General features: G+C 64.3%; 18 protein-coding genes and 1 pseudogene. 11 read left to right on the top strand and 8 right to left on the bottom strand.

Going from position 1 to position 25,695, the window contains the following annotated elements; all coding sequences use genetic code 11:
* Positions 1–18: 18 nt before the first annotated feature.
* Positions 19–1,695, bottom strand: coding sequence for an FAD-binding dehydrogenase (locus tag AC3A3G_RS04975; protein WP_487487685.1), 1,677 nt, complete (start codon positions 1,693–1,695; stop codon positions 19–21).
* Positions 1,696–2,005: 310 nt separating this feature from the next.
* On the opposite strand from AC3A3G_RS04975, the gene AC3A3G_RS04980 reads away from it, so the two are divergent.
* From AC3A3G_RS04980 to exaC, 5 genes are all read left to right on the top strand, one after another.
* Positions 2,006–4,975: a TonB-dependent receptor gene (locus AC3A3G_RS04980; RefSeq protein WP_487487686.1), complete on the top strand. Its 2,970-nt coding sequence runs from the start codon at positions 2,006–2,008 to the stop codon at positions 4,973–4,975.
* 173 nt (positions 4,976–5,148) lie between these two features.
* Positions 5,149–5,625: a protein activator of alkane oxidation PraB gene (locus tag AC3A3G_RS04985; RefSeq protein WP_200165271.1), complete on the top strand. Its 477-nt coding sequence runs from the start codon at positions 5,149–5,151 to the stop codon at positions 5,623–5,625.
* A 484-nt stretch (positions 5,626–6,109) separates the two neighbouring features.
* The gene (locus AC3A3G_RS04990) at positions 6,110–8,005 is read left to right on the top strand and encodes a porin family protein (RefSeq protein WP_487487699.1); all 1,896 of its coding nucleotides are present in this window, start codon (positions 6,110–6,112) and stop codon (positions 8,003–8,005) included.
* An 80-nt stretch (positions 8,006–8,085) separates the two neighbouring features.
* Positions 8,086–9,057, top strand: a complete 972-nt coding sequence (locus tag AC3A3G_RS04995; protein ID WP_487487687.1) for a GAF domain-containing protein — start codon at positions 8,086–8,088, stop codon at positions 9,055–9,057.
* Between the two features lie 148 nt (positions 9,058–9,205).
* On the top strand, positions 9,206–10,723 hold the full coding sequence (gene exaC, locus AC3A3G_RS05000) for an acetaldehyde dehydrogenase ExaC (protein WP_200165268.1): 1,518 nt from the start codon (positions 9,206–9,208) through the stop codon (positions 10,721–10,723).
* Positions 10,724–10,919: 196 nt separating this feature from the next.
* On the opposite strand, the gene AC3A3G_RS05005 is transcribed toward exaC, so the two are convergent.
* Both AC3A3G_RS05005 and AC3A3G_RS05010 read right to left on the bottom strand, forming a co-directional pair.
* The gene (locus AC3A3G_RS05005; protein ID WP_487487688.1) at positions 10,920–11,540 is read right to left on the bottom strand and encodes a helix-turn-helix domain-containing protein; all 621 of its coding nucleotides are present in this window, start codon (positions 11,538–11,540) and stop codon (positions 10,920–10,922) included.
* Between the two features lie 28 nt (positions 11,541–11,568).
* Complete coding sequence (locus tag AC3A3G_RS05010) at positions 11,569–11,754, bottom strand: hypothetical protein (protein ID WP_200165266.1); 186 nt, start codon at positions 11,752–11,754, stop codon at positions 11,569–11,571.
* Positions 11,755–11,838: 84 nt separating this feature from the next.
* Here AC3A3G_RS05010 and AC3A3G_RS05015 point away from each other — a divergent pair, with 84 nt between their 5' ends.
* The 5 genes and pseudogenes from AC3A3G_RS05015 (at position 11,839) to AC3A3G_RS05035 (ending at position 20,404) form a co-directional block, all read left to right on the top strand.
* A complete protein-coding gene (locus AC3A3G_RS05015) occupies positions 11,839–14,730 on the top strand; it encodes a TonB-dependent receptor domain-containing protein (protein ID WP_487487689.1) in 2,892 nt (963 codons plus the stop codon).
* Positions 14,731–14,842: 112 nt separating this feature from the next.
* Entirely contained in the window at positions 14,843–16,642 is a 1,800-nt protein-coding gene (locus AC3A3G_RS05020; RefSeq protein ID WP_487487690.1) for a DUF885 domain-containing protein, read from the top strand.
* Positions 16,643–16,655: 13 nt separating this feature from the next.
* Positions 16,656–18,809 (top strand): prolyl oligopeptidase family serine peptidase, encoded by a 2,154-nt coding sequence (locus AC3A3G_RS05025; protein ID WP_487487691.1) that lies wholly within the window; start codon positions 16,656–16,658, stop codon positions 18,807–18,809.
* Positions 18,810–19,180: 371 nt separating this feature from the next.
* Positions 19,181–19,423 (top strand): annotated as a pseudogene (locus tag AC3A3G_RS05030) (Arm DNA-binding domain-containing protein); the annotation flags it as partial.
* A gap of 51 nt (positions 19,424–19,474) precedes the next feature.
* The gene (locus tag AC3A3G_RS05035) at positions 19,475–20,404 is read left to right on the top strand and encodes a tyrosine-type recombinase/integrase (RefSeq protein ID WP_487487700.1); all 930 of its coding nucleotides are present in this window, start codon (positions 19,475–19,477) and stop codon (positions 20,402–20,404) included.
* On the opposite strand, the gene AC3A3G_RS05040 is transcribed toward AC3A3G_RS05035, so the two are convergent.
* Together AC3A3G_RS05040 and AC3A3G_RS05045 are read right to left on the bottom strand one after the other, a co-directional pair.
* On the bottom strand, positions 20,368–21,138 hold the full coding sequence (locus AC3A3G_RS05040) for a hypothetical protein (protein WP_436357884.1): 771 nt from the start codon (positions 21,136–21,138) through the stop codon (positions 20,368–20,370). The two genes, AC3A3G_RS05035 and AC3A3G_RS05040, sit on opposite strands and share 37 nt — an antisense overlap.
* A complete protein-coding gene (locus tag AC3A3G_RS05045) occupies positions 21,135–21,713 on the bottom strand; it encodes a hypothetical protein (protein WP_436357885.1) in 579 nt (192 codons plus the stop codon). The genes AC3A3G_RS05040 and AC3A3G_RS05045 overlap by 4 nt, the downstream gene beginning before the upstream one ends.
* A 44-nt stretch (positions 21,714–21,757) precedes the next feature.
* Here AC3A3G_RS05045 and AC3A3G_RS05050 point away from each other — a divergent pair, with 44 nt between their 5' ends.
* The gene (locus tag AC3A3G_RS05050) at positions 21,758–22,054 is read left to right on the top strand and encodes a DUF7662 domain-containing protein (protein WP_184273027.1); all 297 of its coding nucleotides are present in this window, start codon (positions 21,758–21,760) and stop codon (positions 22,052–22,054) included.
* A gap of 110 nt (positions 22,055–22,164) precedes the next feature.
* Here AC3A3G_RS05050 and AC3A3G_RS05055 read toward each other — a convergent pair whose 3' ends face one another.
* The 3 genes from AC3A3G_RS05055 to AC3A3G_RS05065 form a co-directional block, all read right to left on the bottom strand.
* Positions 22,165–22,503, bottom strand: a complete 339-nt coding sequence (locus AC3A3G_RS05055) for a hypothetical protein (RefSeq protein WP_184273029.1) — start codon at positions 22,501–22,503, stop codon at positions 22,165–22,167.
* A gap of 118 nt (positions 22,504–22,621) precedes the next feature.
* The gene (locus tag AC3A3G_RS05060; RefSeq protein ID WP_436357886.1) at positions 22,622–23,059 is read right to left on the bottom strand and encodes a DUF305 domain-containing protein; all 438 of its coding nucleotides are present in this window, start codon (positions 23,057–23,059) and stop codon (positions 22,622–22,624) included.
* Between the two features lie 5 nt (positions 23,060–23,064).
* Positions 23,065–25,509, bottom strand: a complete 2,445-nt coding sequence (locus tag AC3A3G_RS05065; RefSeq protein WP_436357887.1) for a heavy metal translocating P-type ATPase — start codon at positions 25,507–25,509, stop codon at positions 23,065–23,067.
* Between the last annotated feature and the right edge of the window lie 186 nt (positions 25,510–25,695).

The following is a 25,695-nucleotide window of genomic DNA, read 5'->3' on the forward strand; positions in this document are numbered from 1 at the left end:
TTGGCGCGGTTGTCCCTCTTAATCAGCGCCCGCCAATGCGCGCCCCGCCGCCCGTCCCGAGAAAATACATCCGCCCAGGAAGGTGCCCTCCAGCGCATTGTAACCATGTAATCCGCCGCCGCCGAAGCCCGCAGCTTCACCTGCGGCGTAGAGTCCCTCCAGCGGCGTTCCATCTGGCGTCAGCACGCGGCTGGATAGATCGGTCTGCAACCCGCCCAGCGACTTGCGGGTCAGGATATGCAGCTTGACCCCGATCAGGGGCCCGGCCGACGGGTCCAGCACCCTGTGCGGCGCTGATGTGCGCGCCCAGCGGTCGCCGCGATAGCGCCGACTGTTGTGAATGCCCTGAATCTGTATGTCCTTGGCGTAGGGATTGGCCATCTGGGCGTCGCGGTCCTCGATCTGGGCGCGGATCAGGGCCGGGTCCAGCAGCGGCTGCTCCGTCAGACCGTTCATTCGGCCGACCAGGGTCTCCAGGTCGTCGGCGACCACGAAGTCGGCGCCCTTGTCGCGGAAGGCGGCGACCTCTCGCGGCGCGCCCTTGCCGAGACGCGAACGCAGCACGCCCAGAATATTACGATTGGTGATGTCCTGGTTCTGCTCCGAGCCGGACAGGGCGAATTCCTTGGCCAGCATGGCTTCGGTGACGATGAACCAGGAGTGGTCGTGCTGGATCAGATCGGGCGTGGTGCGCAGATACTTCAGCGTGGCCATGGTGTCGTAGCCAGGCAGGGCGGGGAAGGGCAGGCGCCGCCCCAGGGCGTCGAACCACAACGGTGATGGTCCCGGCAGGATGCGGATCGCATGGTCGGGCCAGATCGGCGCCCAGTTCCGTACGCCTTCAACGTAGTGCCACATACGATCCCGGTTCACGAGCCGGGCGCCGGCTGCGCCGGCGATGTCCAGCATGCGCCCGTCCACATAGTCGGGTACGCCGGTGATCATGTGATCTGGCGGCGCGCCTAGGCGCTCAGGCCAATGGCGTCGCACCATCTCATGATTGCCGCCGATGCCTCCGGTTGCCAGAATCACGGCGTCGGCCTTCAGGGTGAAGTCTCCAACGACATGGCGGCTGGACGGCGCCCCACGCGGCGAATCGTCGGTCGCTAGAATCGCGCCGGATACGCCAGTCACGCGACCGCTTTCGACTCGCAACTGGTCGACGCGATGACGATGGTGGAAGGTCAGACGACCCGCCTTGGCCGCTTCTTTTGCCCGAAGAGCGAAGGGTTCGGATACGCCGGTTCCCGTGCCCCAGGCGACATGGAAGCGCGGGACGGAATTGCCGTGGCCGAACGCCTTGCCTGCGCCGCGCTCGGCCCAACCAACCATGGGTGTCAGTTTGATATCGTGCCGCCTCAGCCAGTCGCGCTTTTCACCTGCTGCGAACTCAACATAGGCACGGCCCCAGCGCATCGCCCATTCATCCTCAGCCTGAGGGCCGTCCAGGCGATCCCATCCAGCACTGCCTCGCCAGTCGCGCCAGGCCAGATCCAGGCAGTCGCGCACGCCCAACCGGCGCTGTTCCGGCGAATTAACCAGAAACAGTCCGCCGAAAGACCAGAAAGCCTGACCGCCTAGGTTCGCCGCGTTCTCCTGATCGACCAGAGCGACCCTGCGTCCCGTTCGAGTCAGTTCATGGGCCGCAACCAGACCCGCCAAGCCGCCGCCTACGACGATGACGTCTGCATCCATTGGTTCACCCAAGAATAGTCAAAGTGCATTTCATAAACTAACAATAATGTAAGTACAATGGAATTGGCGTAGAGAATGCGGGCCCTGAGTGCGCATTGCAGCGCGAAATACAAGTTTCGCGAGTGCGAAAACTTACCCTACGTCATCGCACATTGGTGTAAGTAGTGTATTGACAGGGCGGTGAATAGATGGATCGTTGGGCTTCAATCCTGTGACGTTCCGCCCAGTCTCAGGATGATACATCACAGGGCGGGGGAAACATGTCGGTGCGTCTGGGGAAGGGCGTCCGATGTCTGGGGAGGTACGTTTCATGGCTTTAACGGCCTGTAATCGCGCGCGTCTGGCTGTCACCGCGTCCGTTTTCACTCTTGTCGTCGCTGCGGGGCCTGCATTGGCTCAGGACGCCGCGCCGTCTCAAGAGGCGACTACGGTGGGCGACATCATCGTTACAGCCCAGAAGCGCGAGCAATCGATTCAGGACGTGCCGATCGCCGTAACGGCTCTCTCGGCCGAAAATCTTGACGCCATGAAGATCGAGGGCGGGTCGGAATTGATGCGGGCGATCCCGAACGTCAGTTTCTCCAAGGCCAACTTCTCCATGTACAACTTCTCGATCCGCGGGGTCGGGACTAAGGCGATTTCGGCCAGTAGCGACCCGGCCGTGGCGGTCAGCTTCAACAACACGCCCCTGATCCGCAACCGCCTGTTCGAGCAGGAGTATCTGGACGTGAACCGCGTCGAGGTGCTGCGCGGTCCGCAGGGTACGCTATATGGCCGAAACGCCACCGGCGGTGTGGTCAACATGATCCCAAACCTGCCGGGCTTTGACTTCGAGGGTTTCGTCAAGGGCGAGGCGGGCAATTATGACACCCGGCGCATGTCGGCCATGGTCAATGTACCGATCACCGACACCTTCGCCGTTCGTCTAGCCGGATCGGCGACCAAGCGCGACGGGTTCGACTACAACAGCTTCAACGACACCCAGGTGAACGACCGCGACATGTGGTCGACGCGCTTTTCGGCCCTGTGGGAACCGACGGACCGCTTCCGCACCAGCTTCATCTGGGAGCATTTCGAGGAAGACGATCAGCGTTCCCGCACAGGCAAGCAGTTGTGTACGCGGGATCCGGGGCCGACGCGCGTGGGTGCGGTCAATATTACTTCCGATCTGATCCGTAACCGGCTGAGCCAGGGGTGCTTGCCCAGCTCGCTCTATGATGACGCGGCCTATGGCGCGCCGAACGGCGGCGCGTTCGCCCATATCTTTCTAGCTTCCCTGTCCTTTGGTCGGGATGCCTCGGGCAAAACTATCGTGGGTGTGCCCTTGGGCACTGATCCCTATGCGGGTCTGACCCAGTCGCGAAATCTGCGCGAGATCGCGACCAGCTATGATCCGATCTTCCGGGTAAAGAACGACGTCGCTCAATTCAATATGGAGTTCGACCTAACCGACCGGCTGAAGCTTATTTCTCAAACGGCCTATGCCGAGGACGCCTACTATTCCGCGCAGGATTACAATCGATTTGTCTCTAACCCGATCTTCAACAGCACTGATGGTCAAAGAGATCCGTTTGGCCAACCAATTGTAGGCCCCTCGCAGCTTCCTGGCGGGTATTACACAGATCCTCAGTTGGGCACTTCCAACCGAATGATATCCACGGACCTAAGCAAATCGGACAATCGCCAATGGTCGCAGGAAATTCGATTGCAGTCGGATTTTGATGGAAGGTTTAATTTCAATCTCGGAGCTAACTATTTAGATTTCAAGTCTCAAGACGATTATTATGTATTTAACAACGTTTTTACCTTCTTGGCGGAGTATTACTACAACGTTGATGTCGGTCTTCATACCTCGATGGGCAGGCAGCCGCTTCTTTGTACGCCTCAGGCGACCAAGGAGTGCGTCTATGTCGATCCGACGCCAATCGCGAACTTGGCGGGCGACGGGCATAACTATTTTCGGAGCAAAAACGCTGTTCACACGCGGTCCTGGGCGGTCTTTGGCGAGGGGTATTGGGATCTGACGTCTGACCTGCGGCTGACTGCGGGGTTGCGTTACACGGATGATCGCAAGATCAGCACGCCCTATCCAAGCCAGCTGCTTCTGGGTGCGGATCGCGGCAATCCGGGACCGTCGTCGGGCGGTTATGTCAGTCGCGGCTATCCGGCGCTGCCGGACGTCAAGCAGCAGTGGGGCGCCCTGACCGGGCGACTGGTGCTGGACTGGAAGCCGGTGACGCCCTTTACGGACGACACCCTGATCTACGCCTCCTACGCTCGGGGTTATAAGGGCGGCGGCGCCAACCCGCCTCGCGTCGACATCAATCCGTCGGTCATCCAGTATCAGCCGCTGGCCGAGTTGTTTGAGCCGGAATATGTCAACGCCTTCGAGATCGGAACGAAGAACTCCTTCCACGATGGAAAGGTGCGGTTGAATCTGACCGCCTTCTATTACGACTACACCGACTATCAGGTGTCGCAGATCGTCGATCGTATCTCGCTGAACGAGAACTTCGATGCGCGCATGATGGGGTTGGAGCTGGAAACGGTGTTCCAGCCGACGCCTAACCTGCGCTTGGATGCGAACATCGGCTATCTGGACACCAAGATCGGCGATGGCGAAGGCTCCATCGACGTCATGAACCGAACCCAGGGCAATCCCGACTGGATGGTGCTGCGGCCCTGGCTGCAGGTGCCGTCGAACTGTATCGCGCCGACCAAGCATGTCGAAAAAATCCTGGGCTCGGCTTTTCTGGAAAATTTGAAAACCGGCGCGCTTCAGGCGCTGTGCGGCGGCTCGCTGCGGACAGGGACGTTTGATCCCAACTACACCTCCAGTGTTCCGTTCTGGCGTCTGTTCGGTTTCACATACGATCCGTTCAAGGACGCGCCGAACGGGGGGCGTGGTTTTGAGGCGGATATCAGCGGCAATGAATTGCCCAACGCGCCGAACATCACGGCCAACATCGGCGCCCAGTACACCTTCTTCCTTGGCGATTGGGATCTGACGCTGCGCGGCGATTACTACTATCAGGGAAGCAGTTATGCTCGTGTCTATAATACGGAATATGATCGCCTGAAGGCATGGGATAATGTGAATATCAACGTTACGCTCGAAAATATGTCGAGCGGCCTAGTTTTACAAGCATATGTCAAGAATTTGTTTGATAACACACCAATAACTGACGCCTTCACCAACAGTGATGATACTGGTTTGACGACAAACGTTTTCACTCTTGATCCTAGATTGATAGCTGTAAGTGTAAGTAAGAAGTTCTGATTTTAAACTCTGCGCCGCCATCTGAAATAAGATGGCGGCGTTTTTTGCAATTATTTATCAAATTTGAGACGAACAATTTAGTATTAATCATGTTTATAATTTGACTTACATTGAGTTCAATTGTCTTGTGTTTGTGTCACCATTAACTGGTGAAATATTTGGGAGGAGATGACATGTTTAAAACCGCTTCTATTGCTTCGGCCGCCGTTCTCGCCGTCGCTGGCTTTGCCGCTCCGGCCATGGCGCAATCGATCAGCCCGGCGGGCACCTCGTTTGTCTTGTCGGGCGCCTTGATCCTTGAGCAATCGACGACCATCGAATGCAACGTCTCGTTGAACGGGACTGTGGCTGCTGACGGCAGTTCGGCCACCATCACCGGCGGCAGCTTCAGCCCAGGCGACTGGCAATGCGGCTTCCTGGTTTCACCGTCGGGCTTCCCCTGGACGATCACGCCTAACGGAGGTGGTTCGATTACCATCACCAACATCGGCGCCAGCTCGATCCTGGGCAGCTGCAATGGCGTCATCACGACGAACTGGGACAATGGAACCAGTAGCGTGAGCTTCCCCGGTTCCACCATTCCCGGCTCGCCGAACTCGTGCAAAATCACGGGCACGCTGACGAGCTCGCCGGGCCTGACCATTTCCTGATCATGCCTGATGGTGCGGTCGTCTTTTCCATGACTGCATCGTTTCCGACGCCGGGGGTTCGCAAGAGCTCCCGGCGTTTCTTTGATTTGCATACTGACAGTTCAGCAAACGGCGTCGTCTGTAAGGGCTAGGCCCGGGGCTTAATTTGACTTAGCTGTCAGGCGAGACGTCGCGTACGACGGAGTATCGCATGCTGTTGTGGCTGCCCTTGGTCAGTCTGGCCGCTATGGGGCAGGCGGATGTCGCGCAGGCGGCGAAGGCCCGCACCTCTGTGGCGAGCGCCGCAGCCGACCAGGCCATGCGCCAGAACCTGGAAGAGCCGGTCAGGGTCGATGACGTGGAGGTTCGCGGCCGTCGCGGCGCAGCCCTGGTTCCGCCTGAGGTCGAGTTGGGCGGCGCAGAGATCGACGCCCTGGGCGCCTGGGACATCAGCGAGGTTTTGCAGCGCCTGGGCGAGACGCATGGCGTCGGTGAAGCGCCTTTGGTGATCATCAACGGCAAGCGGGTGGCCAATTCCGGCGCCTTCACCGGCTTTCCGCCCGACGCTCTGGTTCGGGCCGAGGTGCTGCCCGCGGAGGCGGCTGCCCTCTATGGCGGCGCGCCTGGTCAGAGGGTAGTGAATCTGGTCCTGCAACGACAGTTCCAGAGCCATGACGGCCGGGCGACGGGCGGGCGTCCGACACAGGGCGGGATGTCGTCATTGTCCGCCGATCTGCGTCGCTCTGCGATTGAGGGCGAGCGGACCCTTCAGTTCGGCGCTCGCGTTTCTCGCGACACCGCCTTGCGCGCCGACGAACGTGACCGGGAGGGGGGCGAGGGCTTGATGGACGGCGCGATAACGTTGCGCCCTCGCGTGGACATGGCTGCCTTGAATCTCAGCGCGACGCGTCCGCTCGGCGATTGGTCGACCGTTTTCAGCCTGAACGGTCAGGCCCGGGAAAGCCCGTCGCGCATACGTTTCGGCGATGAGGTCGTTGACAGCATGCGTCGCAATGAAAGCATGGGCGCGGCCGTCGGGCTAAGCGGAAAGGCGCTGGGATGGCAGGTTCAGATGAACATAACCGGCCAGGCGTCGCGCGCTCGCGAGAGCGGATTCGGCGATATGCGAAGCGAAAACCGCATGGCAGGGGTTAGCGGATCGGCCGGCCGCGCGCTGATTGAGCTGCCGACCGGGGCGTTGGTCGCAAATCTTAGCGGCAATCTCCTCGCCAACCAATCGACTGTCGAACGAGACCGGGGGCGAACGACAAGTCGCTTTGAGACGCGAGAGGCCAGGGGATCCCTAGCGTTTCCTCTGGCGAAAACCGGGATCCAAGGCGGCGTGTTGCGTGGCGTAGGCGATCTGCTTGCGACGGTCGGCGGCGGCGTTCGGGATACAGGCGCGGGATCTGGCGACGAGATAAACGCGGCCTTGACCTGGATACCGCGACAGAAGGTGCGCCTGAACGGTCTATGGTCCTCAGCCAACGACAGTATTTCTGACAATCTGAGGTCCGAACCTCTGTATCACGACACGCCCCGCGTGGTGTTCGATTTCCGCACCGGTCAGGCGGTGGAGGTCGTGCCGATCATGGGCGGCAATCCTGATCTGCAGCAACCGCGCGCGGAGCGCCTTTCGCTGACGGCGGCACTGGGGCCGTTCACGCGGTGGAGCCTGTCCGCCAATCTGGGCTATCAGCGCGACAAGACGATGAACGGGGTCGGCTCCCTGCCGGACCTGACGGAGGATGTCGAAGCCGCCTTTCCCGAGCGGTTCCGCCGCGATAGCGACGGACGATTGGTCAGCGTTGACTATCGCCCCCTGAACCTGGGTTCCAGCTTGACGGAAGGCTTGACCAGCAGTTTGAATTTCAACCTTCCGCGTCCTTCCAGGCCCGCTGCGGGCGAAGCGGCTGTGCTTAGGGTGACGCTGAACTACAGCTATCGTTTGCGCAGTACGCTGTCGCTGGCCGCCGGGCTGCCTGAACTGGACCGGTTGCGGGGGGACGGAGGCGGCGTGTCCAGGCAGGACGCGCGCTTGATGATCGATGCGCGGAAAGGGCGCTGGGGGATGAACGCCTCGGCCCGCTGGCAGGACGGCTATCGCACGCGACGGTTGAGCGGGACGGATGGACCTGAGGACTTGCTGTTGGAGCCGTTCACGGCCGTGGACCTGAAGCTCAACTTCCAGATGACGTCCGCTCGTCCGGCAGCGGGCGGCCAAGGCGATGGGCCGCGCCGTCGGAGCGGCGGTCTGCAGGTGAACCTGGAGGTCGCGAACCTGTTCGATGAAAGGCCGAAGGCGCGGCTGGGCGACGGCGGACCGGCGCCCGGTTACGGTCGCGACTTTCAGGATCCGATCGGTCGCACGGTTCGTCTGAGCCTGCAGCGGCGCTTCTGAGCCGTTGAACATAGGTCGCATTGACGTTCCGAGGTCGCGGGCGTTTGATCGGCTGTCCCTGACCCTGGGAGGCTGCGGCCATGGGCGATAGAGTGCGACATGAACACGCCAGCCTGATCCGTCAGGCGCTGGATGACGAGGGGGCCGGAGCGCGCTCGGCCCTGGCGGCGTCGTGGCGTCGGTCCGTGACCCTGTACGGCCTGGACCCCAGCGAACATGGGGCGGTCGAGACGATCACCGAGCAGCAGCTGCGCGAGGCGCGGCAGGCGATGGAGCCGATGACGCGCGCGGCCGAAGGCGTGCTGGACCGGCTGTTTCTGGCCGTCGGCGGGGTGGGGTGCTGCATTCTGCTGACCAATGCCGAGGGCGTACCGGTCGAGCGACGCGGGGCTGTGGCCGACGACGACACCTTCCACCGCTGGGGCCTGTGGCCCGGCGCCGTCTGGTCCGAGGCGGTCGAGGGCACCAACGGCATCGGCACGGCCCTGGCCGAGCATCGCGCCGTGACCATCCATCGCGAACAGCATTTCCACGCCCGCAACACCGGGCTGAGCTGCATCACCCACCCCATCCATGACCATATGGGACGGCTGGCCGGGGCGCTGGACGTTTCATCGTGCCGGGCTGACGCGACCGAGGCTATCCTGGGGCTGATCTCGGCGGCGGTGGCCGATGCCGCGCGGGCGATCGAGGCCCAGACCTTCCGCCAGGCCTTCGCGGATGCGCGCATCGTGCTGGCGGGCGGGGCCAGCGAGCGCAATGCGGCGGCCCTGCTGGCGGTGGATCGGGACGATCTGGTGATCGGCGCCACGCGGGCGGCGCGGTTGTCCCTGTCGATCACCGACGAGCGGATCGCGGCCCAGTTGCCCGCCTCCGACCTGTTGACGCCGGGCGGGGCGGAGATCGACTTGCTGGAGGCTGAGCGAGGGGCGGTGCGCCGCGCCCTGGCCCGCACCGGAGGCAATGTCTCGGCGGCGGCGCGGGCGCTGGGCGTTAGCCGCGCCACCCTGCACCGCAAGCTGCACCGTCTGGGCCTGATCGACCTGAACTGACCGATCTCGACGGAAACTGTCGCAAGTCTGCGACAGGTGTGCGCCGCACCATCCGGGCGGCGTCTGGAACAGGCCGCCGGGCCGACCGACCTTGCTTCAAACAACGCCGACAATCGGCGTCCGAGGAAACCGCAAGGAGGCCGTTCCCATGACCAAACCCGAATTCGTCCGCGCCGTGACGCCGAAATACAAGGCGCGCTACGACAACTTCATCGGCGGCCAGTGGGTCGCCCCGGTCAACGGCCGCTATTTCGAGAACACCTCCCCGGTGAACGGCCGCGTCCTGTGCGAGATCGCTCGTTCGGACGCGGCCGACGTCGAGCTGGCGCTGGACGCCGCCCACGCGGCCAGGGACGGCTGGGGCAAGACCAGCGTCGCCCAGCGCGCGCTGATCCTGAACCGCATCGCGGACCGCATGGAGCAGAATCTTCAGGCCATCGCCGAGGCCGAGACCTGGGACAACGGCAAGCCGGTGCGCGAGACGCTGGCCGCCGACATCCCGCTGGCCATCGACCACTTCCGCTATTTCGCGGGCTGCATCCGGGCGCAGGAAGGCGGTATTTCGGAACTGGACAACGACACGGTCGCCTATCACTTTCACGAGCCGCTGGGCGTGGTCGGCCAGATCATCCCGTGGAACTTCCCCATCCTGATGGCGGCGTGGAAGATCGCCCCGGCGCTGGCGGCGGGCAACTGCATCGTGCTGAAGCCGGCCGAGCAGACCCCGGCCTCCATCCTGCTGCTGGCTGAACTGATCCAGGACATCCTGCCGCCGGGCGTGCTCAACATCGTCTCGGGCACGGGGATCGAGGTCGGCGAGCCGCTGGCCACCAATCCGCGCATCGCCAAGATCGCCTTCACCGGCTCGACCGCCGTCGGCCAGAAGATCATGGAATACGCCACCCAGAACATCATTCCCGTGACGCTGGAGTTGGGCGGCAAGTCGCCGAACATCTTCTTCAAGGACGTGATGGACGCTGACGACGCCTTCCTCGACAAGGCGCTGGAAGGCTTCGCCATGTTCGCGCTCAACCAGGGCGAGGTCTGCACCTGCCCCAGCCGCGCCCTGATCCACGAAGACATCTATGAGGCCTTCATCGAGAAGGCGATCGCCCGTGTCGAGGCCATCAAGCAGGGCGACCCGCTGGACCCGACCACCCAGGTCGGCGCCCAGGCCTCGGACCAGCAGCTGAAGAAGATCCTGTCCTATCTGAAGATCGGCAAGGACGAGGGCGCCGAGGTGCTGACCGGCGGCGATCAGGCGGTGCTGAAGGACGATCTGGCGGGCGGTTATTACGTCAAGCCGACGGTGTTCAAGGGCACGAACGACATGCGGATATTCCAGGAGGAGATATTCGGTCCCGTTCTGGCCGTGACCACCTTCAAGACGCTGGAAGAAGCCATCGCCATCGCCAACGACACCGAATACGGCCTGGGCGCCGGGGTGTGGTCGCGTGACATGAACACCGCCTATCGCGCGGGCCGGGCCATCCAGGCGGGCCGCGTCTGGACCAACTGCTACCACCAGTATCCGGCGCACGCGGCCTTCGGCGGCTATAAGAAGTCGGGCATCGGGCGTGAGAACCACCGGATGATGCTGGACCACTATCAGCAGACGAAGAACCTGCTGGTCAGCTACAGCCCCGACAAACTGGGCTTCTTCTGATCTCGATCAAGGCGCGGGCTTCGGTCCGCGCCTTTTTTGTTTCGACGGCGTTTCAGGAAAGAAAGCCGCCGCCGCCACGAAGGTCGGCGTTGTGCACAAGCTCGGCTCGCGACCGAACTGACGTTCCCGTACCTCGGCCTGAGGCACGTCTCGGCTGTGAGGGCAGGGGCCTGGTCAAGGGGGTGAGCTAGGCGGACTAGGCGGAGGAGTCTTCCCGCAAGAAGGCCGGAGTGCCGACATAGAGCAGCAGGACTTCTTCGTCGGAATCGTTGCGTACGAAATGGGTCACGCGGCCATCGAAGTGCATCCCGTCGCCGGGGCCGAGCAAGGTTTCCACGTCGCCGGCGACAGCCGTCAGCGTTCCCTTGATGACGTATCGGAAAATCTCGCCGTTGTGGGAGGCTGGCGGAAAGGCGAACCCCGGCGGAATGCGAACCAGAACCGCATCCATCTTCCGGTCCGGCAGTTCGGATGAAAGATCTACATATCCCACGACGGAATCGATATCGACGGTCTTGGGCGCCGCTGCGCGGAACACGATCTGGTTGGTCTGGGGCCATTCCATGAAGTGGGAGACCTCCACCTCAAGTCCCTTGGCCAAACTCATCAGGGACCAGACAGACGGCGTGGTGAGATTGCGCTCGGCCTGTGAGATGAACGGTGCGGACAGGCCGCTACGCGTCGCCAATTCCTGAAGCGTCAATCCCAGAGCTTTGCGGCGCGCCTTGATGCGATCGCCGATCGGCAGCTGCTGCACCTTTGAGCGCGTCTCAAACTTAAGAAAGGCGCTGCTCTTGTTGCGATGCGTCGTCATCATGCCTTCTCTGCAGCGTCCGCTCTTTGGGTCAGATCGAAAAGATGTTTTCGGTCAAATAAGACCGCAAGCCATCTGCCTGTGACCAATGTCGCAATCGCTCCTGCTCATTCAGTGCGTCCACAGTGACAGCGGCGACGGCGCGCCGCAATCCAAACAAACCTTCGACATGATCTTGTTCGCTGGCGCCGAAGAAAATGATGAAAACAGCGCGCATATCAAAATTTTTGAAGGTCCAAATTTATTGCGGACTTTAAGGATGTGAGGCAAGAATGTGATGCTTTTATGAGGGTGGACGCCAATGAAATTCGCATCAAAACTGTATGTCGGCGCTGCGGCGACGGCGCTCTGCATGGCGGCCTTCCCGGCGGCGGCTCAGATTGAGGCCCCGCAGGACGACAATGGGGCGACGGCCGTTGAAGAGATTGTCGTCACCGGCAGCCGTATTCGGCGCAGCGGCGTCCAGACGCCGACCCCGACCACCATCATCAACGCCGAAACGATCCGCCGCTCGGGCGTCAGCGAAATCGCCGACCTCGTGAACGAGATTCCGAGCCTGTTCGTCTCGCAGAACAACCAGACCTCGAACCAGCAGGGCAATGCGGGCCTGAACGCCCTGGATCTGCGCGGTCTGGGCACTGAGCGTACGCTGGTGCTGGTCAACGGTCGCCGTCGCGTGCCCGCCATGCCGGGCTCGTCGGCCGTCGATATCAGCGCCATTCCCTCCGCCCTGGTCGAGCGCGTCGACGTGATCACCGGCGGCGCCTCGGCGATGTACGGCGCTGACGCCGTGGCGGGCGTGGCCAACTTCATCCTGAAGCAGAATTACGAGGGAATGGAGTTCACCGGAACCTACTCCGGTTCGACCCGCGGCGATCTGCAGGGCTACGACGCCAGCGTTCTGTTCGGTCGGAATTTCCACGACAACCGCGGCAACGTCACCCTGTTCGGCAGCTATAATCAGCACAACGACGCGGTCTTCGGCCAGGACCGTCCTTGGACGTCGGGCGGCGCGCCCTTCTACATTCGCGGCGAAGACGGCAAGTACACGCTGACCGACGGCAACCGCCAAGTGTACGATCTCGACAGCGCCGTCGTGCAGCTGGGCGGGCCGGGCAACCTCTATACGTTCAATCCGGACGGCTCCCTGCGTCGGCCTGTGTACGGGCCCAGCGGCCTTCTGGGCGCCACCACAGGCAATCCGTCCCTGATCAGCTTCCGCACTGACGGGGGCGAGTTCGGCGGGCGTTATGACGATTGGGCGCTGGCGGTGCCGAGCGAGCGATATTCGGTCGCTATTTCGAGCAACTATCAGATCACCGAGAACATCAAGCTGTTCGGCGATCTGACCTACGCCCAGACGGATTCCAAGGGTCTTTATCGCGCCTATTCGGCCTATGGCACGGACATTCTCTCGGCCAGCAATCCGTTCATCACGTCGGAAATGATCGCGGCCAATGGCGGCGTGGCGACGGGCATCGGCTTCGCGCGTCGCTTCTCGGAACTGGGCCGCCAGGAAACCGAATACGACCGCAACATGTATCAGCTGACCGTCGGCGCCGAGGGGCGGTTCAGCCTGCTGGGCCGCAATGACTGGGAGTGGGTCGCGCACTATTCGAACGGCCGCACGCGCCAGGAAGTGCGCACCCGGAACGCCACCGCCAACGGCCGCTATACCCAGGCGCTGAATGCGGTCGCCGGCCCCAACGGCTCGGTTGTCTGCGCCGATCCGTCCAACGGCTGCGTGCCGCTGAACCCGTTCAAGCCGCTGACGCAGGACGTCATCGACTTTATCCAGTACGATACCAGCCCTTCGGTGCAGACCCTGAAGCAGGAGGTCGTGTCGGCCTATGTCACCGGGTCCGCCTTCGACCTGCCGGCCGGTCCGGTCCAGGTGGTGTTCGGGGCCGAGTATCGCACCGAAAGCAACGACATCGGCGCGACCCCGGAATACGATCCGCTGAGCCCGAAATTCGATGCGAGCATCGGCACGACCGCCACGTCTCTGGTGGGCGACTACGACGTCGCCGAAGTGTTCGCCGAAGTGCGCGTGCCCCTGATCAGCAACGTCACCGGCATCGAGGATCTGTCGTTCGAAGGCGCGGTGCGTCAGTCGGACTACAGCACCGCCGGTGAAACCACGGCCTACAAGGCCTCGCTGAACTGGACCCCGGTCAGCGACATCCGTTTCCGCGGCACCTACGGTCAATCGGTGCGCGCGCCCAACATCAGCGAGCTGTTCACGGCGGGACAGACGGGCGGCGCATGGCTGGCCGATCCCTGCAACTACCATGACGTCGTCAACCGCGTGGACCGGACCGATTTCACGGCCGCCAACTGCGCGGCGATCAAGCCGCAGAACGTGAACACCTACTGGCAATGGCTGGATGTGATTCAATCGGGCAATGAGGGCCTGGGCGTCGAAACGGCCCAGACCTACACCGCCGGGGTCGTGATCCAGCCGCGCTGGATTCCGAACTTCTCGCTGACGGTCGACTATTTCGACATCGAACTGGAAGACGCCATCGGTTCGTTCGGCGCCCAGGCCATCCTGAACAAGTGCGTGGACCTGCAGTCCATGGACAACATGTTCTGCGGCCTGGTCGAGCGCGATCCGACGACCAACAACCTGGTCGCCGTGAACGTGCAGGAATTGAACATGTCGATGTTCAAGACCCGCGGCATCGATTTCGAGGCCAACTACCGCTTCGATCTGAGCTCGGTCGGCATGGGTGAGGAAGCTGGTTCGATGTCGATCAACGCCGTCTACACCAAGCTGCTGGAGCGCAGCTTCATCCTGGACGCCAGCGACGCCTCGACCATCGACGAGACGGTGGGCCTGTTCGGCGCGCCCGAATGGAAGGGCGCCGTCCGCACGACCTGGAACGCCGGACCGTGGACGGCCAACTGGACCCTGCGCCACTTCAGCCCGATGCGGCCGGGCAGCCATGTCACGCCCGACCTGTATGACGTGACGGAAACCGACCACGTCTTCTACAGCGACCTGTCGGCCTCTTATGAGGTGAACGAGCGCGTCTCGCTCTATGGCGGTCTGCGCAACGCCTTCGACGAGGCCCCGCCGCGTATTCCGGGCGCGGAAGCCGGCGGCGCCAACTTTGAATACGGCTATCAGGCCGGCACCTATGACGTGATCGGCCGCACCTTCTATATCGGCGTGACGCTGCGCCGATAGGCCGACCTCAAACCACGAAGAGGCGAACGCCTCTTCGACTACTCTTCAATCAGGCGGCGTCGGCATACCGGAACCGCCTGATGTCTTTCAGGGAAAGCATGGGGAACCCGCGATGAGAACTCTGCTCCTGACGGCGTGCGCCGTCTCGTCCATCCTGGCCGGGACGACTCCGGCCATTGCGGCCGACGTCTCGCCGCCTGCCGCCCGGATGCAGGAAGCCGGGGCTCGCCTGAAGGCCCTGTATGAGGCGGAAACCGACGCCGGCATGGCCCGCTACGGCATCGTCAAGCGGGCGGACGGCGAGTACAGCCCGGCTGTGCGTCACGAGAGCGTCGATCCCGCCTCGCAACAGGAGCGCCTGACCTATGTTCGGGGGCTGCTGCGCCAGCTGGACGCCATCCCGCTGGACGATTTGTCGGCCGAGGATCGCATCAACGCCGCCGTCTTCCGCACCAATCTGGAGCATGCCGTGATCGACGGCCAGTTCCGTCAATGGGAGATGCCGTTCAACAGCGACAGCTCCTTCTGGACCTATCTGGACCAGCCCGGCGCCCTGCGCACGGCCGAGGAATATCGCGCCTATATCGCGCGGATGCGCGACACGCCGCGTTACTTCGACCAGCACCTGGCCAACATGCGCGACGGTCTGGCGCGCGGGTTCAGCGTGCCGCGCGTGACGCTGGAGAGGCGCGAAGCCTCCATCACCAACTTCATCACCGATACGGCCGAAGCCAACGCCTTCTATGCGGCCTTCCGCCAGATGCCGGCGACCATCCCGGCCGACGAGCAGGCCCGCCTGCGCGCCGAGGCGACGGCGGCCGTCAATGAGGCGGTGATCCCGGCCTATAAGACCCTGCTGGCCTTCTATCTGAATGAGTATCAGCCGCGCGCCCGCACCGCTCTGGCGGCGCGCGACATGCCCGACGGCGTCGCCTACTATGAATCCCAGGTGCGCAAATACACGACGCTGGAGCTGAGCGGCGAAGAGATCCACCAGATCGGCCTGTCCGAGGTCGCCCGCATCCAGGCGGAGATGCGCCAGACCATGGCGGACGCAGGTTTCCAGGGGTCGTTCGACGAGTTCCTGCACTTCCTGCGCACCGACCCGCAATTCTACGCCAAGACGCCGGACGAACTGATGATGGTCTCGGCCTGGGTGGCCAAGCGCGCCGACGGCCAGATCGGCAAGCTGATCGGCGCCCTGCCGCGCCGCCGCTTCACCATCATCCCGGTGCCCGATGCGCTGGCGCCCTTCTACACGGCGGGGCGTGGCGGGCTGGAATCCTGCCAGATGAACACCTACGACCTGCCCAGTCGGCCGCTGTACAACATCCCGGCCCTGACCCTGCACGAGTGCGCGCCGGGCCACAGCTTCCAGATGGCCCTGGCCGAGGAGCAGGCCGACGGGCCGGCCTTCCGTCGTCACACCTATTTCTCGGGCTATGGCGAAGGCTGGGGGCTCTATACGGAATGGCTGGGCGTCGAGATGGGCATCTATCGCACGCCCTACGAGAACTTCGGTCGCCTCAGCTATGAAATGTGGCGCGCCGCGCGTCTGGTGATCGACACGGGGGTTCACCTCAAGGGCTGGTCGCGCGAACAGGCCATCGACTATCTGGCGGGCCACACGGCCCTGTCGCGCCACGAGGTCGAGACCGAGGTCGATCGCTACATCAGCTGGCCGGGCCAGGCCCTGTCCTACAAGCTGGGCGAGCTGACCATCCGCCGTCTGCGCGGCGAGGCCGAGGCCGCCCTGGGCGAGAACTTCGACCCGCGCCCCTTCCACGATGAAATCCTGGCCCTGGGCGCCGTGCCCTTGACCACGCTGGAAGAGCATATGCGGGCCTACATCGCGCGCGGCGGCAAGCCTGTTGTCGCGGCTCAGGGCGTCGTCGCTCCGTCTCAGTCCTAGAAGCGGAAACCCCATGTCGGACATCAGCCTGCTCAACCGACGCCGCGCCTTGCTGTTGGGCGCCGCGACGGGGGCGAGTCTGCTTTGTCCGGCCCTTGCGGCGGCCCGGTCTGAGCTGGCCTGGGGCGCCTATCCGCCGACGCCCGTGGAGCCGGTGATCGACCTCTACGGCGAGGTCGCGGTCGAGGATCCCTATCGCTGGCTGGAAGCGGACATCCGCACGTCCGAGCGGGTGCAGGCCTGGACCACGGCGCAGAACGCCGTCTCGGACGCCTATCTGCAGGGCCTGGACGGGCGCGCGGACATCCGCGCCCGCCTGGATGCCCTGTTCGACATTGAAACCATCGGCCCGATCGCCACGGCCGGAGAGGCTCAGTTCTTCATGCGCCGCGCCAGAGGCGAGGAACAATCCTCTCTATGGGTGCGCCAGGGCGAGACGGGCGAGGCGCGCAGGCTGCTGGACCCCGCGCAATGGTCCGCCGACGGTACGGCGGCGCTGGCGGGCTATGCGGTGTCGCCTGACGGCCGCTACGTCGCCTACGCCCGACAGGACGCCGGTTCCGACTGGCGCGTCTGGCGCGTGCTGGATCGCAGCAGCGGTCAGACCCTGGCCGACGCCATTCACTGGAACAAATACTCCAACGCCTTCTGGGCCGCGGACGGTTCGGGTTTCTACTACGCGCGCTTCCTTCAGCCCGACGCCTTGTTCCTGTCGGGCAACAGCGGACAGCAGCTTTATTTCCACCGCCTCGGCGACCCTCAGGACGCGGATGTCCTGATCTACGAAGACAAGGCCAATCCGGACTATATGTTCATCGGCAAATTGTCCGCCGATGGCCGCTATCTGCTCATCAACACCGGCTACGCGGGCGGCGGGATCACCCTTCTGTACAAGGATTTGACCCGACCCGGTGCGGACTTCGTGCCCATCGACCTCGGCCCGGCCGAGCCGCTCGCCGGCAACTACTTCATCGGCTCGCGGGACGCGACGCTCTATGTGCTGACCAGCGTGGGCGCTGCCAACTGGCGCCTGGTTTCCGTGGACGCCGAGCGTCCCGGCGAAATCATGGAAGTCGTGCCGGAACGCGCTTTCCCGCTGCGAGGCGCGCTGCTGGCCGGCGACGCCCTCATTCTGAAGTATCTGACCGACGGCAGCGACACCCTCGTCAGCCGTTCGTTGCACAATGGTCGTGAGCGCGCCGTTTCGCTGCCGGGCTTCGGCGTGGTGCAGGGGCTGTCGCGCGCGGCCCAGCCGGGCCAGATCTACTATCAGTATTCCGGCTTCGGTCAGCCGCTGACGACCTATCGGTACGATGTGGCGCGCCGACGCTCCGTGGTTGTCGACAAGCCGCAAGGCCCGGTCGAGCCTTCCCACTATCAGGTCGAGCGCGTGGTCGTGACGGCGCGCGACGGTAATCGCGTTCCCCTGTTCATCGCGTCTCGCAAAGGCCTGGCGCGGCGCGGCGACGCTCCGACCATCCTCTACGGCTATGGCGGCTTCGGCGCTTCCTATCCGCCCGACTTCAGGCCGGAGCAGGTGACGTGGATGGACATGGGCGGGGTGTTCGCCATCGCCGCCCTGCCGGGAGACGGCGTCTATGGCGAGGCCTCTCACAGGGCCGGAATGCTGGCGAACAAGCCTGCGGTGTTCGACGCCTTCAACGACTGTGCGGTTCACCTGATCGCGTCGGGCTATACGCGGCCCGAACGGCTCGCGGCCTTCGGCTACAGCAACGGCGGTCTGCTGGTCGGGGGCGCCGTCGCTCGCCGTCCGGACCTCTATGCGGCGGCCATGCCGACCGTGGGCGTGCTGGACATGCTGCGCTTCACGCAGTTTACGAACGGCCGGCTGTGGATCCGCGAGTACGGCGATCCTCAGGACGCCGCCCTGTTCCCCGTCCTGCACGGCTACTCGCCCTACCACGCCGCCGTCCGGGGGAGGCGCTACCCAGCCCTGCTGATCGGCACGGGAGACACGGACGACCGCGTCGCGCCGATGCACAGCTTCAAATACGCCGCCCGCCTGCAGGCGCTGGCCGATCCCTCGCGGCCCGTTCTGTTGACGGTGGACAAGGATTCCGGCCACGGCGCAGGCAATAGCCGATCCAAAACCGCCAAGAGCGCCGCCGACCGCCTGGCCTTTGCAGCGCATCATCTGGGGCTTTAGAAAGGCTCAGGTAAATCAAGGAATGGTCATCGGCGTAGCCAAGTACGACCTGCAATATGATTGCTTATTCTCTGAAGTGTTCGGGGCGAGCTGAGCTCAAACTCGACGCTTTCAAAGCTTAGACCCCCGAGTGGCTCCGCGGGTAGAGGCTGGAAATAGTTTTCCATATCGTGTCGCCGAGGTGCGGTTGGTTCCGCGAAAACTGCTTCAATACAATGTGTTGTGTTTTTCATTTCGTTTCGAGCCGTTTCGGCGCGTTTCTACAAGCTTTTGTCTGGTGGATGGGAAGCTGGATGGGAAGGAGGGCTGTGGAAATGAAATGAGGAGCCACTAGAATCAGGTTTCCGGATTGATTTGCGGGGGGCGTGTTCATGGCTTTGAAGGTCAACAAGCTCACGGATCGAAGTGTCCGAGGCTTCAAGAGCAAGGGCTACTATTCCGACGGCGACGGTCTCTATCTCGTCGTCTCCGGGACCGGCGGACGCAGCTGGATCTATCGCTATCGTTCGGGTGGGGCACGAAGGGACCTGGGACTGGGTTCTTTCCTCGACGTCTCCCTGGTTGACGCCCGGCTCGCCCGTGACGCCGCGAAACGGGCCGTTGCGGCAGGGCGGGATCCTCTTGAGTGCGGTCAGTCCGCCCCCATTCCCGCGCCCGTGGCGCCTATGGATCCGCCCCGGCCGGTTCGGGTCGAAGGGCGGCCGACGCTGTTGGCGTGCTGGAAGGACTATGTGGCGGCCCAGGAAGGCGGCTGGCGGGGCCGAAAGACCAAGGCGGGCTGGATGCGCTCGATCGAGCGTCATGCCGCGGCCATCAAGAACAGGCCGATCGATGAGATCGACGTCGAGGCTGTGTTGTCCGTCGTTCAGCCCATGTGGCTGACCAAGGCCGAATCCGCGGGCAAGTTGCGCGAGCGGCTGGAGCGCGTGCTGGACTACGCTCGGGTCATGAAGCTGCGCACCGGAGAAAACCCGGCCCTGTGGAAGGGCAATCTGAACCACCTGTTGCCGCCGCGTCCCCGGCTGCAGCGCGGGCATATGCCGGCCATGCCCTATGTTCAGATACCGGCCTTCATGAAGCGTCTGGCAGACAGTCAGGGAATGTCGGCTCGGGCGCTGGAGTTCACCATCCTCACGGCGTCGCGGGAGACCATGACGCTTGAGGCGACCTGGGGCGAGATCCGGGACGACGTCTGGGAGCTCGACAAGAGCCGTATGAAGGAGCGGGCCTTTCGCCAGCCCCTGTCAGTCGGCGCCCTGGCCGTGCTGGAGGCGATCCGACCCGCGCGGGTCAGACCCAATCAACTGATCTTCCCGGGCCCCAAGGGCGGGGTGATGTCCAACATGGCGATGGACATGCTGTTGCGGGACCTGGCGTCGGGCTGCACGCCTCATGGCATGCGTTCGACCTTCCGGGACTGGGCGGGGGACGAGACGCATTACGCCCGGGAGGTCATCGAGGAATGCCTCGCCCACGCCGTCGGCGACGAAACCGAGCGGGCCTACAGACGTAGCGACGCCTTGCGAAAGCGACGGGAGGTCATGCAGGCTTGGTCGGCCTACTGCCTGCCTGGGTCGGTCTCGAGCGGAGCCTGAGCCTCAGCGTCCGGCGCCACGATCTCCAGCCAGTTGAGAATCAGGGCGGCGGGGGAGGCGGAGCGCCGCACGTCGAACTCCTCCTGGCCGCCGATCTGGACGCGGCAGACGGTGAAGGCCTCCCTATGGGACCGGCTGTTGTCCGTGAGGATGGAGGCGTCGGCGACATCGACGGCCAGCTTGATCGCCTGCTGAGTCCTGGGGAAACGGCGTCGTAAGACGCCTTCCTCGATCCCGTGGCCGCCGCTGCTCACGCGCGTCTGGACGCGCAGGATGGATAGTTCGGGATTGGCCAAGCCGACGAAGAACAGCAGCACGAAGTAGCCTGCCGCCTGCATGTCTCGGACTAGGTCGACTTTGGACAGGATCCGGCCGTCTTCCTGCGGTTCCCAGTAGGAGAAGACCGTCTCCATGGCGAAGGGCACCTGAGCGGCCATCGCGTGACCCGCGAAGGCGTTGACGCCCTGCTGGGCCACGCTCATCCAGCCGCGATCCGTGTCACGAAGCTCAGCGGCCCACGCCGCGAGGAATCCATCGTCGCCGGCCTCGGGAAGAATGGACAGCATCATCCGGTCAGCATTGATCAGCGGAATCCGCAGAGTGTCGGCCAGGGACCGGCGCCACATGGTGGACTTACCCGAGCCATTGTGCCCCGCCAGGATGATGGCGAGCGGTTTTTCTGTCTGCATCTGGGCGGCGAGAATGGCGTCTACCGCGACGCGGAGGCTGGTCAACCCGTGACCTTGAAGGTCCCGTTCTCCAGCACGCCGCGCTCCGTCTTGCCGTTCAGTTCGCGAATGAAGACGCCGGGACGGTCAGGGTCGGCGGAATAGAGCGGAACATCCTTGCGGGCGTAGAGACGGACGCCAGGGCGCATCAGTCGCTTCTTGGCGCGTTCAAGCGCTTCGCTGCTCATCGCCACATTGCGTTTGACATCGGCGGACGCGGGTTTGGGAGCGATAACCGTCACGCCGCTGAAGGTGACCTTGGAGCTCGCGCCCTTGGTCGCGCGCCGGGAAACCACAGAGCCGCGTTTCTGGACCGATTTCGAGGGCGTCGCGAAGGAATTGGCCATGGAGGGAAGATAGCCCGAGCTGACCGGCTTCGCCAGTGACGTGAACATGAACCGGTTGATCCAACGTTCAATCGCGGAACCTCCGCGTTTGCGGGAGAGTTTGCTAGCGGTCTTCGGAACGCCTTGGGTCTTGGTTTCTGTCGCGGTGAAGCCGCGGGGTGTTTCAAGCCGAGCTGTTCCACAGGGCCGGTCTTTTCCAAAGCGACGGGCGCCGTTATAGGCGCAGGCGTTCAAGGACCGGCGGCTCGATGCGCCGAAGAACGGGAGCAGGCTGAAACATGGCCAAATATGACCCGCTTGTTCGGTATCTGCGTCGTCAGAAGGCGCTTGAGGTTGAACTGAGCTTTCGCGACATCGAACGCATCTTGGGCGGCCTCCTGCCCAAGGCCTCGGCCAATCCGCAATGGTGGCTAGTCGATGGCGCCGCCTTGGCGCCGCCTCAACAGCGAGCGTTCGCCGAGGCGGGCTACAAGCCGGAGCTGGATTTCCACCTGGAGCGCGTCCGTTTCATCAAGTCTCTCGCGCCGGCCGCTGCGTCAGGGCGTGAAGACCAGGCTACGAGCTTTCACAGCTGATCGCGAAAGAGGCTTGGTGCGGCTGGAGGACACCCTCGTCTCCGTCCTGGATCGCTGGGCCGCACGACCGTCGAGGACTATCGGGTGTTGGACGCCTTGCGTGAGACGTCTCAGCCAGAGGACGCCGTCTCGGCGCCTTGAGCATGACCTGAGGGACCGGAGGCCTCGCTTGGGCGCGAAACGCCGGCGTCCCCGTGAGCCGCGCCGGGCGGGCCGTGATAGTGGCGTACAGGGTTCAGGTCGTCGCGCACGACGTAGAGAAAGCCAGAGCCTCCGAGCCAGAGCAGGCTGAACAGAAGGGTCAGGGTGAGTCCCGGACGGGCGCGTGGTGCGAGCCGCAGACCGGCCAGGGCGAGTAGGGGAAGGCCGACGCCATAGACCACGTGCACCGGCCATCCGAGCGTGCTGAAGCAGAAGATGGCGAAGGTGAGAACAGCGCCGGCGCTCATGAAACTCGCCGTCAGGACAGCGAGCCCGTCGAGAAGCGGATTCGCCCGGGGCGGCGGCAGCCGCCTGCCACGACGCTTGCCGGGCCGGCCTTCCCTCCATCGAACGGTGCGCGCCATGTCAGGCGCCGCTCTTCGGCGCCGGCTGAGTTTCGCGTCGCGCCAGCCAGAGGCGCATTCGCAGGATTTCCGTGTCGCGCGCCCGGATGAGGTCCTGGGCCAGCCCACGGGCGTCCTTGTCAGAGCCGTGCTGCAACTGGATCCGGGCCAGGGCGATTTCGCCCTCATGATGAGCGATCATGGCGCGCATGAAATCGACGTCGGCGTCGCCGGTCCAGCGGATGTCAGTGGCCTGGTGAAGATGTTCATTAGCCTCCTTGAAGGAGCGGGTCGAGGGCGTGTCTCCCGGGGCGTCGGCATGGCCAGCGTGCTCGTCGATCGGCTGGACGGCCGCAGCCGCCGGACGATCGGCCGAGGATTGACGCGACATCATGCCGAACAGAAAGGCTGCAGCCGCCAGGAAGGCTGCGATGAGGGTAAGCCAGCTAAGGCGTTTCATGGGCTTTATACCGGATAGGATGCGGGCGCCTGTCGATCGCGGTAGGCGAGCAGGCGCAGCGCGTTGAACACCACCAGGAGGGTGGAGCCTTCGTGCAGGGCGACGGCCGGGCCGATGCCGAGACCGAGGATGGTGGCCGGTACGAGGAAGGCGACCACGCCGAGGCTAACGAACAGGTTCTGGCGGATGACGGTTCGGGTGCGACGGCTCAGACCGACCGTGAAGGGGAGATTGGACAGATCATCGGCCATGAGGGCCACGTCGGCGGTTTCCAGAGCGACGTCGGAGCCCGCCGCGCCCATGGCCACGCCGACCGTGGCCGTGGCCATGGCGGGGGCGTCGTTGACCCCGTCGCCGACCATGGCGACCTTGGTCTCGGCGCGGAGGCGCTTGATCGCCTCGACCTTGTCGTCGGGCATGAGGTCGCCCCAGGCCTCCGTCAACCCGACCTGGCCGGCGATGGCTTCGGCCGCCTCCTGGTGGTCGCCCGAGATCATGATCATGCGCCGGACGCCTAGAGATCTCAGTCTTGTCAGGGCGTCGCGCGCGGCCGCACGCGGCGTGTCCAGCAGGCCGATCACGCCGAGATCGCGTTCGCCCTGGCGCACCACCATCAGGGTGCGGCCCTGGGCGCGAAGGCGATCGACCGCCTTGGTCGCCTGGGCGCCGAGAACCGGCACGCCGTCCGATCCGAACATCTCGGGCTTGCCGATCTGGACCGTGACGCCCTCGAGCTCGGCGGCGACGCCCTTGCCGGTCAGGCTCTGCAGGCTTGAAGCGGCAGGGACGGCGGCGCCGTCGAGACGCGCCGCGCCGTCCCGGGCGATCGCTTCGGCCAGGGGGTGGTCGCTGAGCCGTTCCACGGCGACCGCCACCGTCAGCAGGGCGCGTTCGTCGGCCCCGTCGACGGGGATGACGTCGGTGATCCGCGGGCGGCCTTCCGTCAGGGTGCCGGTCTTGTCGAAGGCGATGGCGTCGACGGCGCCGAGGTTCTCAAGCGGCGCGCCGCCCTTGATCAGGACGCCGGCGCGGGCGGCGCGGGCGACGCCCGACAGGACGGCGCTCGGCGTGGCGATGGCCAGGGCGCAGGGGCTGGCGGCCACCAGGACCGCCATGGCGCGGTAGAAGCTGTCGCGGAAGGGTTCGTCGACCACCACCCAGGCGAAGAGCAGGATGAAGGCCAGGCCCAGGACGAGGGGAACGAAGACGCGCTCGAACCGGTCGGTGAACCTCTGTGTCGGCGACTTCTGGGTCTCCGCCTCGCTGACCATGCGCACGACCTTGGCCAGGGTGGTGTCGCTGGACTTGCGGGTGGTCTCGATCTCGATGGCGCCGGCGCCGTTGATTGTACCTGCGAAGACGGCGGATGCGGCGAGGATGGAGGCGGGGCGGGCCCGGGCCTCGGCGAGATCGTCGACCGGCTGCTTGTCGACCGGCATGCTCTCCCCGGTGACCGGGGCCTGATTGACGCTGGTGGCGCCCTTGATGACGAAGCCATCGGCGGGCAGGCGTTCATTGGGCCTGACCACCACCACCTCGCCGACCTCGAGCGCCTCAACGGGTATTTCGATCACCTCGCCGTCACGCCGCACCCGGGCTGTGCGCGGGGCCAGTTCCGCCAGGGCTTCGATGGCGCGCTTGGCCCGGCCCATGGCGTAGTGCTCGAGGGCGTGGCCGAGGCTGAAGAGGAAGAGGAGCAGGGCGCCTTCCGCCCAGGCGCCGAGCGCGGCCGCGCCCGCCGCCGCCACCAGCATCAGGGTGTCGATCTCGAAGCGCTTGCGTCTGAGGTTGTCGATCGCCTCACGCACAGTGAAGAATCCGCCCAGGCCGTAGGCGCAGAGAAAGAGCGCGAGCGGGATCCAGCCCGGCAAGCCCGAGGCCAGTTTTTCCAGGGCGAAGCCGAGACCGAGGGCGCCGCCGGCGGCGAGGGCGAAGATCAGTTCGGTGTTGGCGCCGAAAATCCCTCCATGGGCGTGATCATGGTCGGCGTGATCCTCTTTCCCGTGGCCGTGGCCGTGGCCGTGGTCGTGGCCAGCGTGGTCGCCGGCGGCATGTTCAGACCTGGCCGAGAAGGGCTGAAGGGAGAAGGCGAGGCCGTGGCCGGCGAGCGTTTTCATCAACTGGTCGCGGGTGGTCCGGTTCTGGTCGAACTCGACGCGGACCGCGCCGGCGGCGTCTAGCCCGACCTCGAGGACGCCGGGCTCGGCCTTGAGATCGGTCTCGAGCGAACGGGCGTGCCGCGCGTGGCGCACGCCTTGGGTCCAGCCAACCAGGTGGCCGAAGCGCTGGCTGATCTCGGCTCCGGCCTGGAGCGCTTTGCGGCGCACCTCGTCCGGCGACAGGAGCTCGGGGTCGTAGTGCAGGCAGAGCTGGGGCCCGGAAGGGGATTCCGCGACATGGACCTGGGACAGGCCCGGAGCGCCAGACAGGCGTTTGACGAGCCGTTCCACGCAGGCGTCCGAGGCATCAGGCGCTTCGGGGAGAAGAACCGGTATGTCGAGTCTGACGGTACTAGGCATGCTTGAACTCCTCGGATGAGGGAGAGGGGGCTGAAGGCGAGGGCGGCGACTCCGCCTGAACGTCGCGCTCGTGCGAAGCGAGGCGAACGGCGGCGCCCGCAAGGAAGGCGAGCGCCG

This window comes from Brevundimonas sp. Soil_N_31 (genome assembly GCF_057655995.1).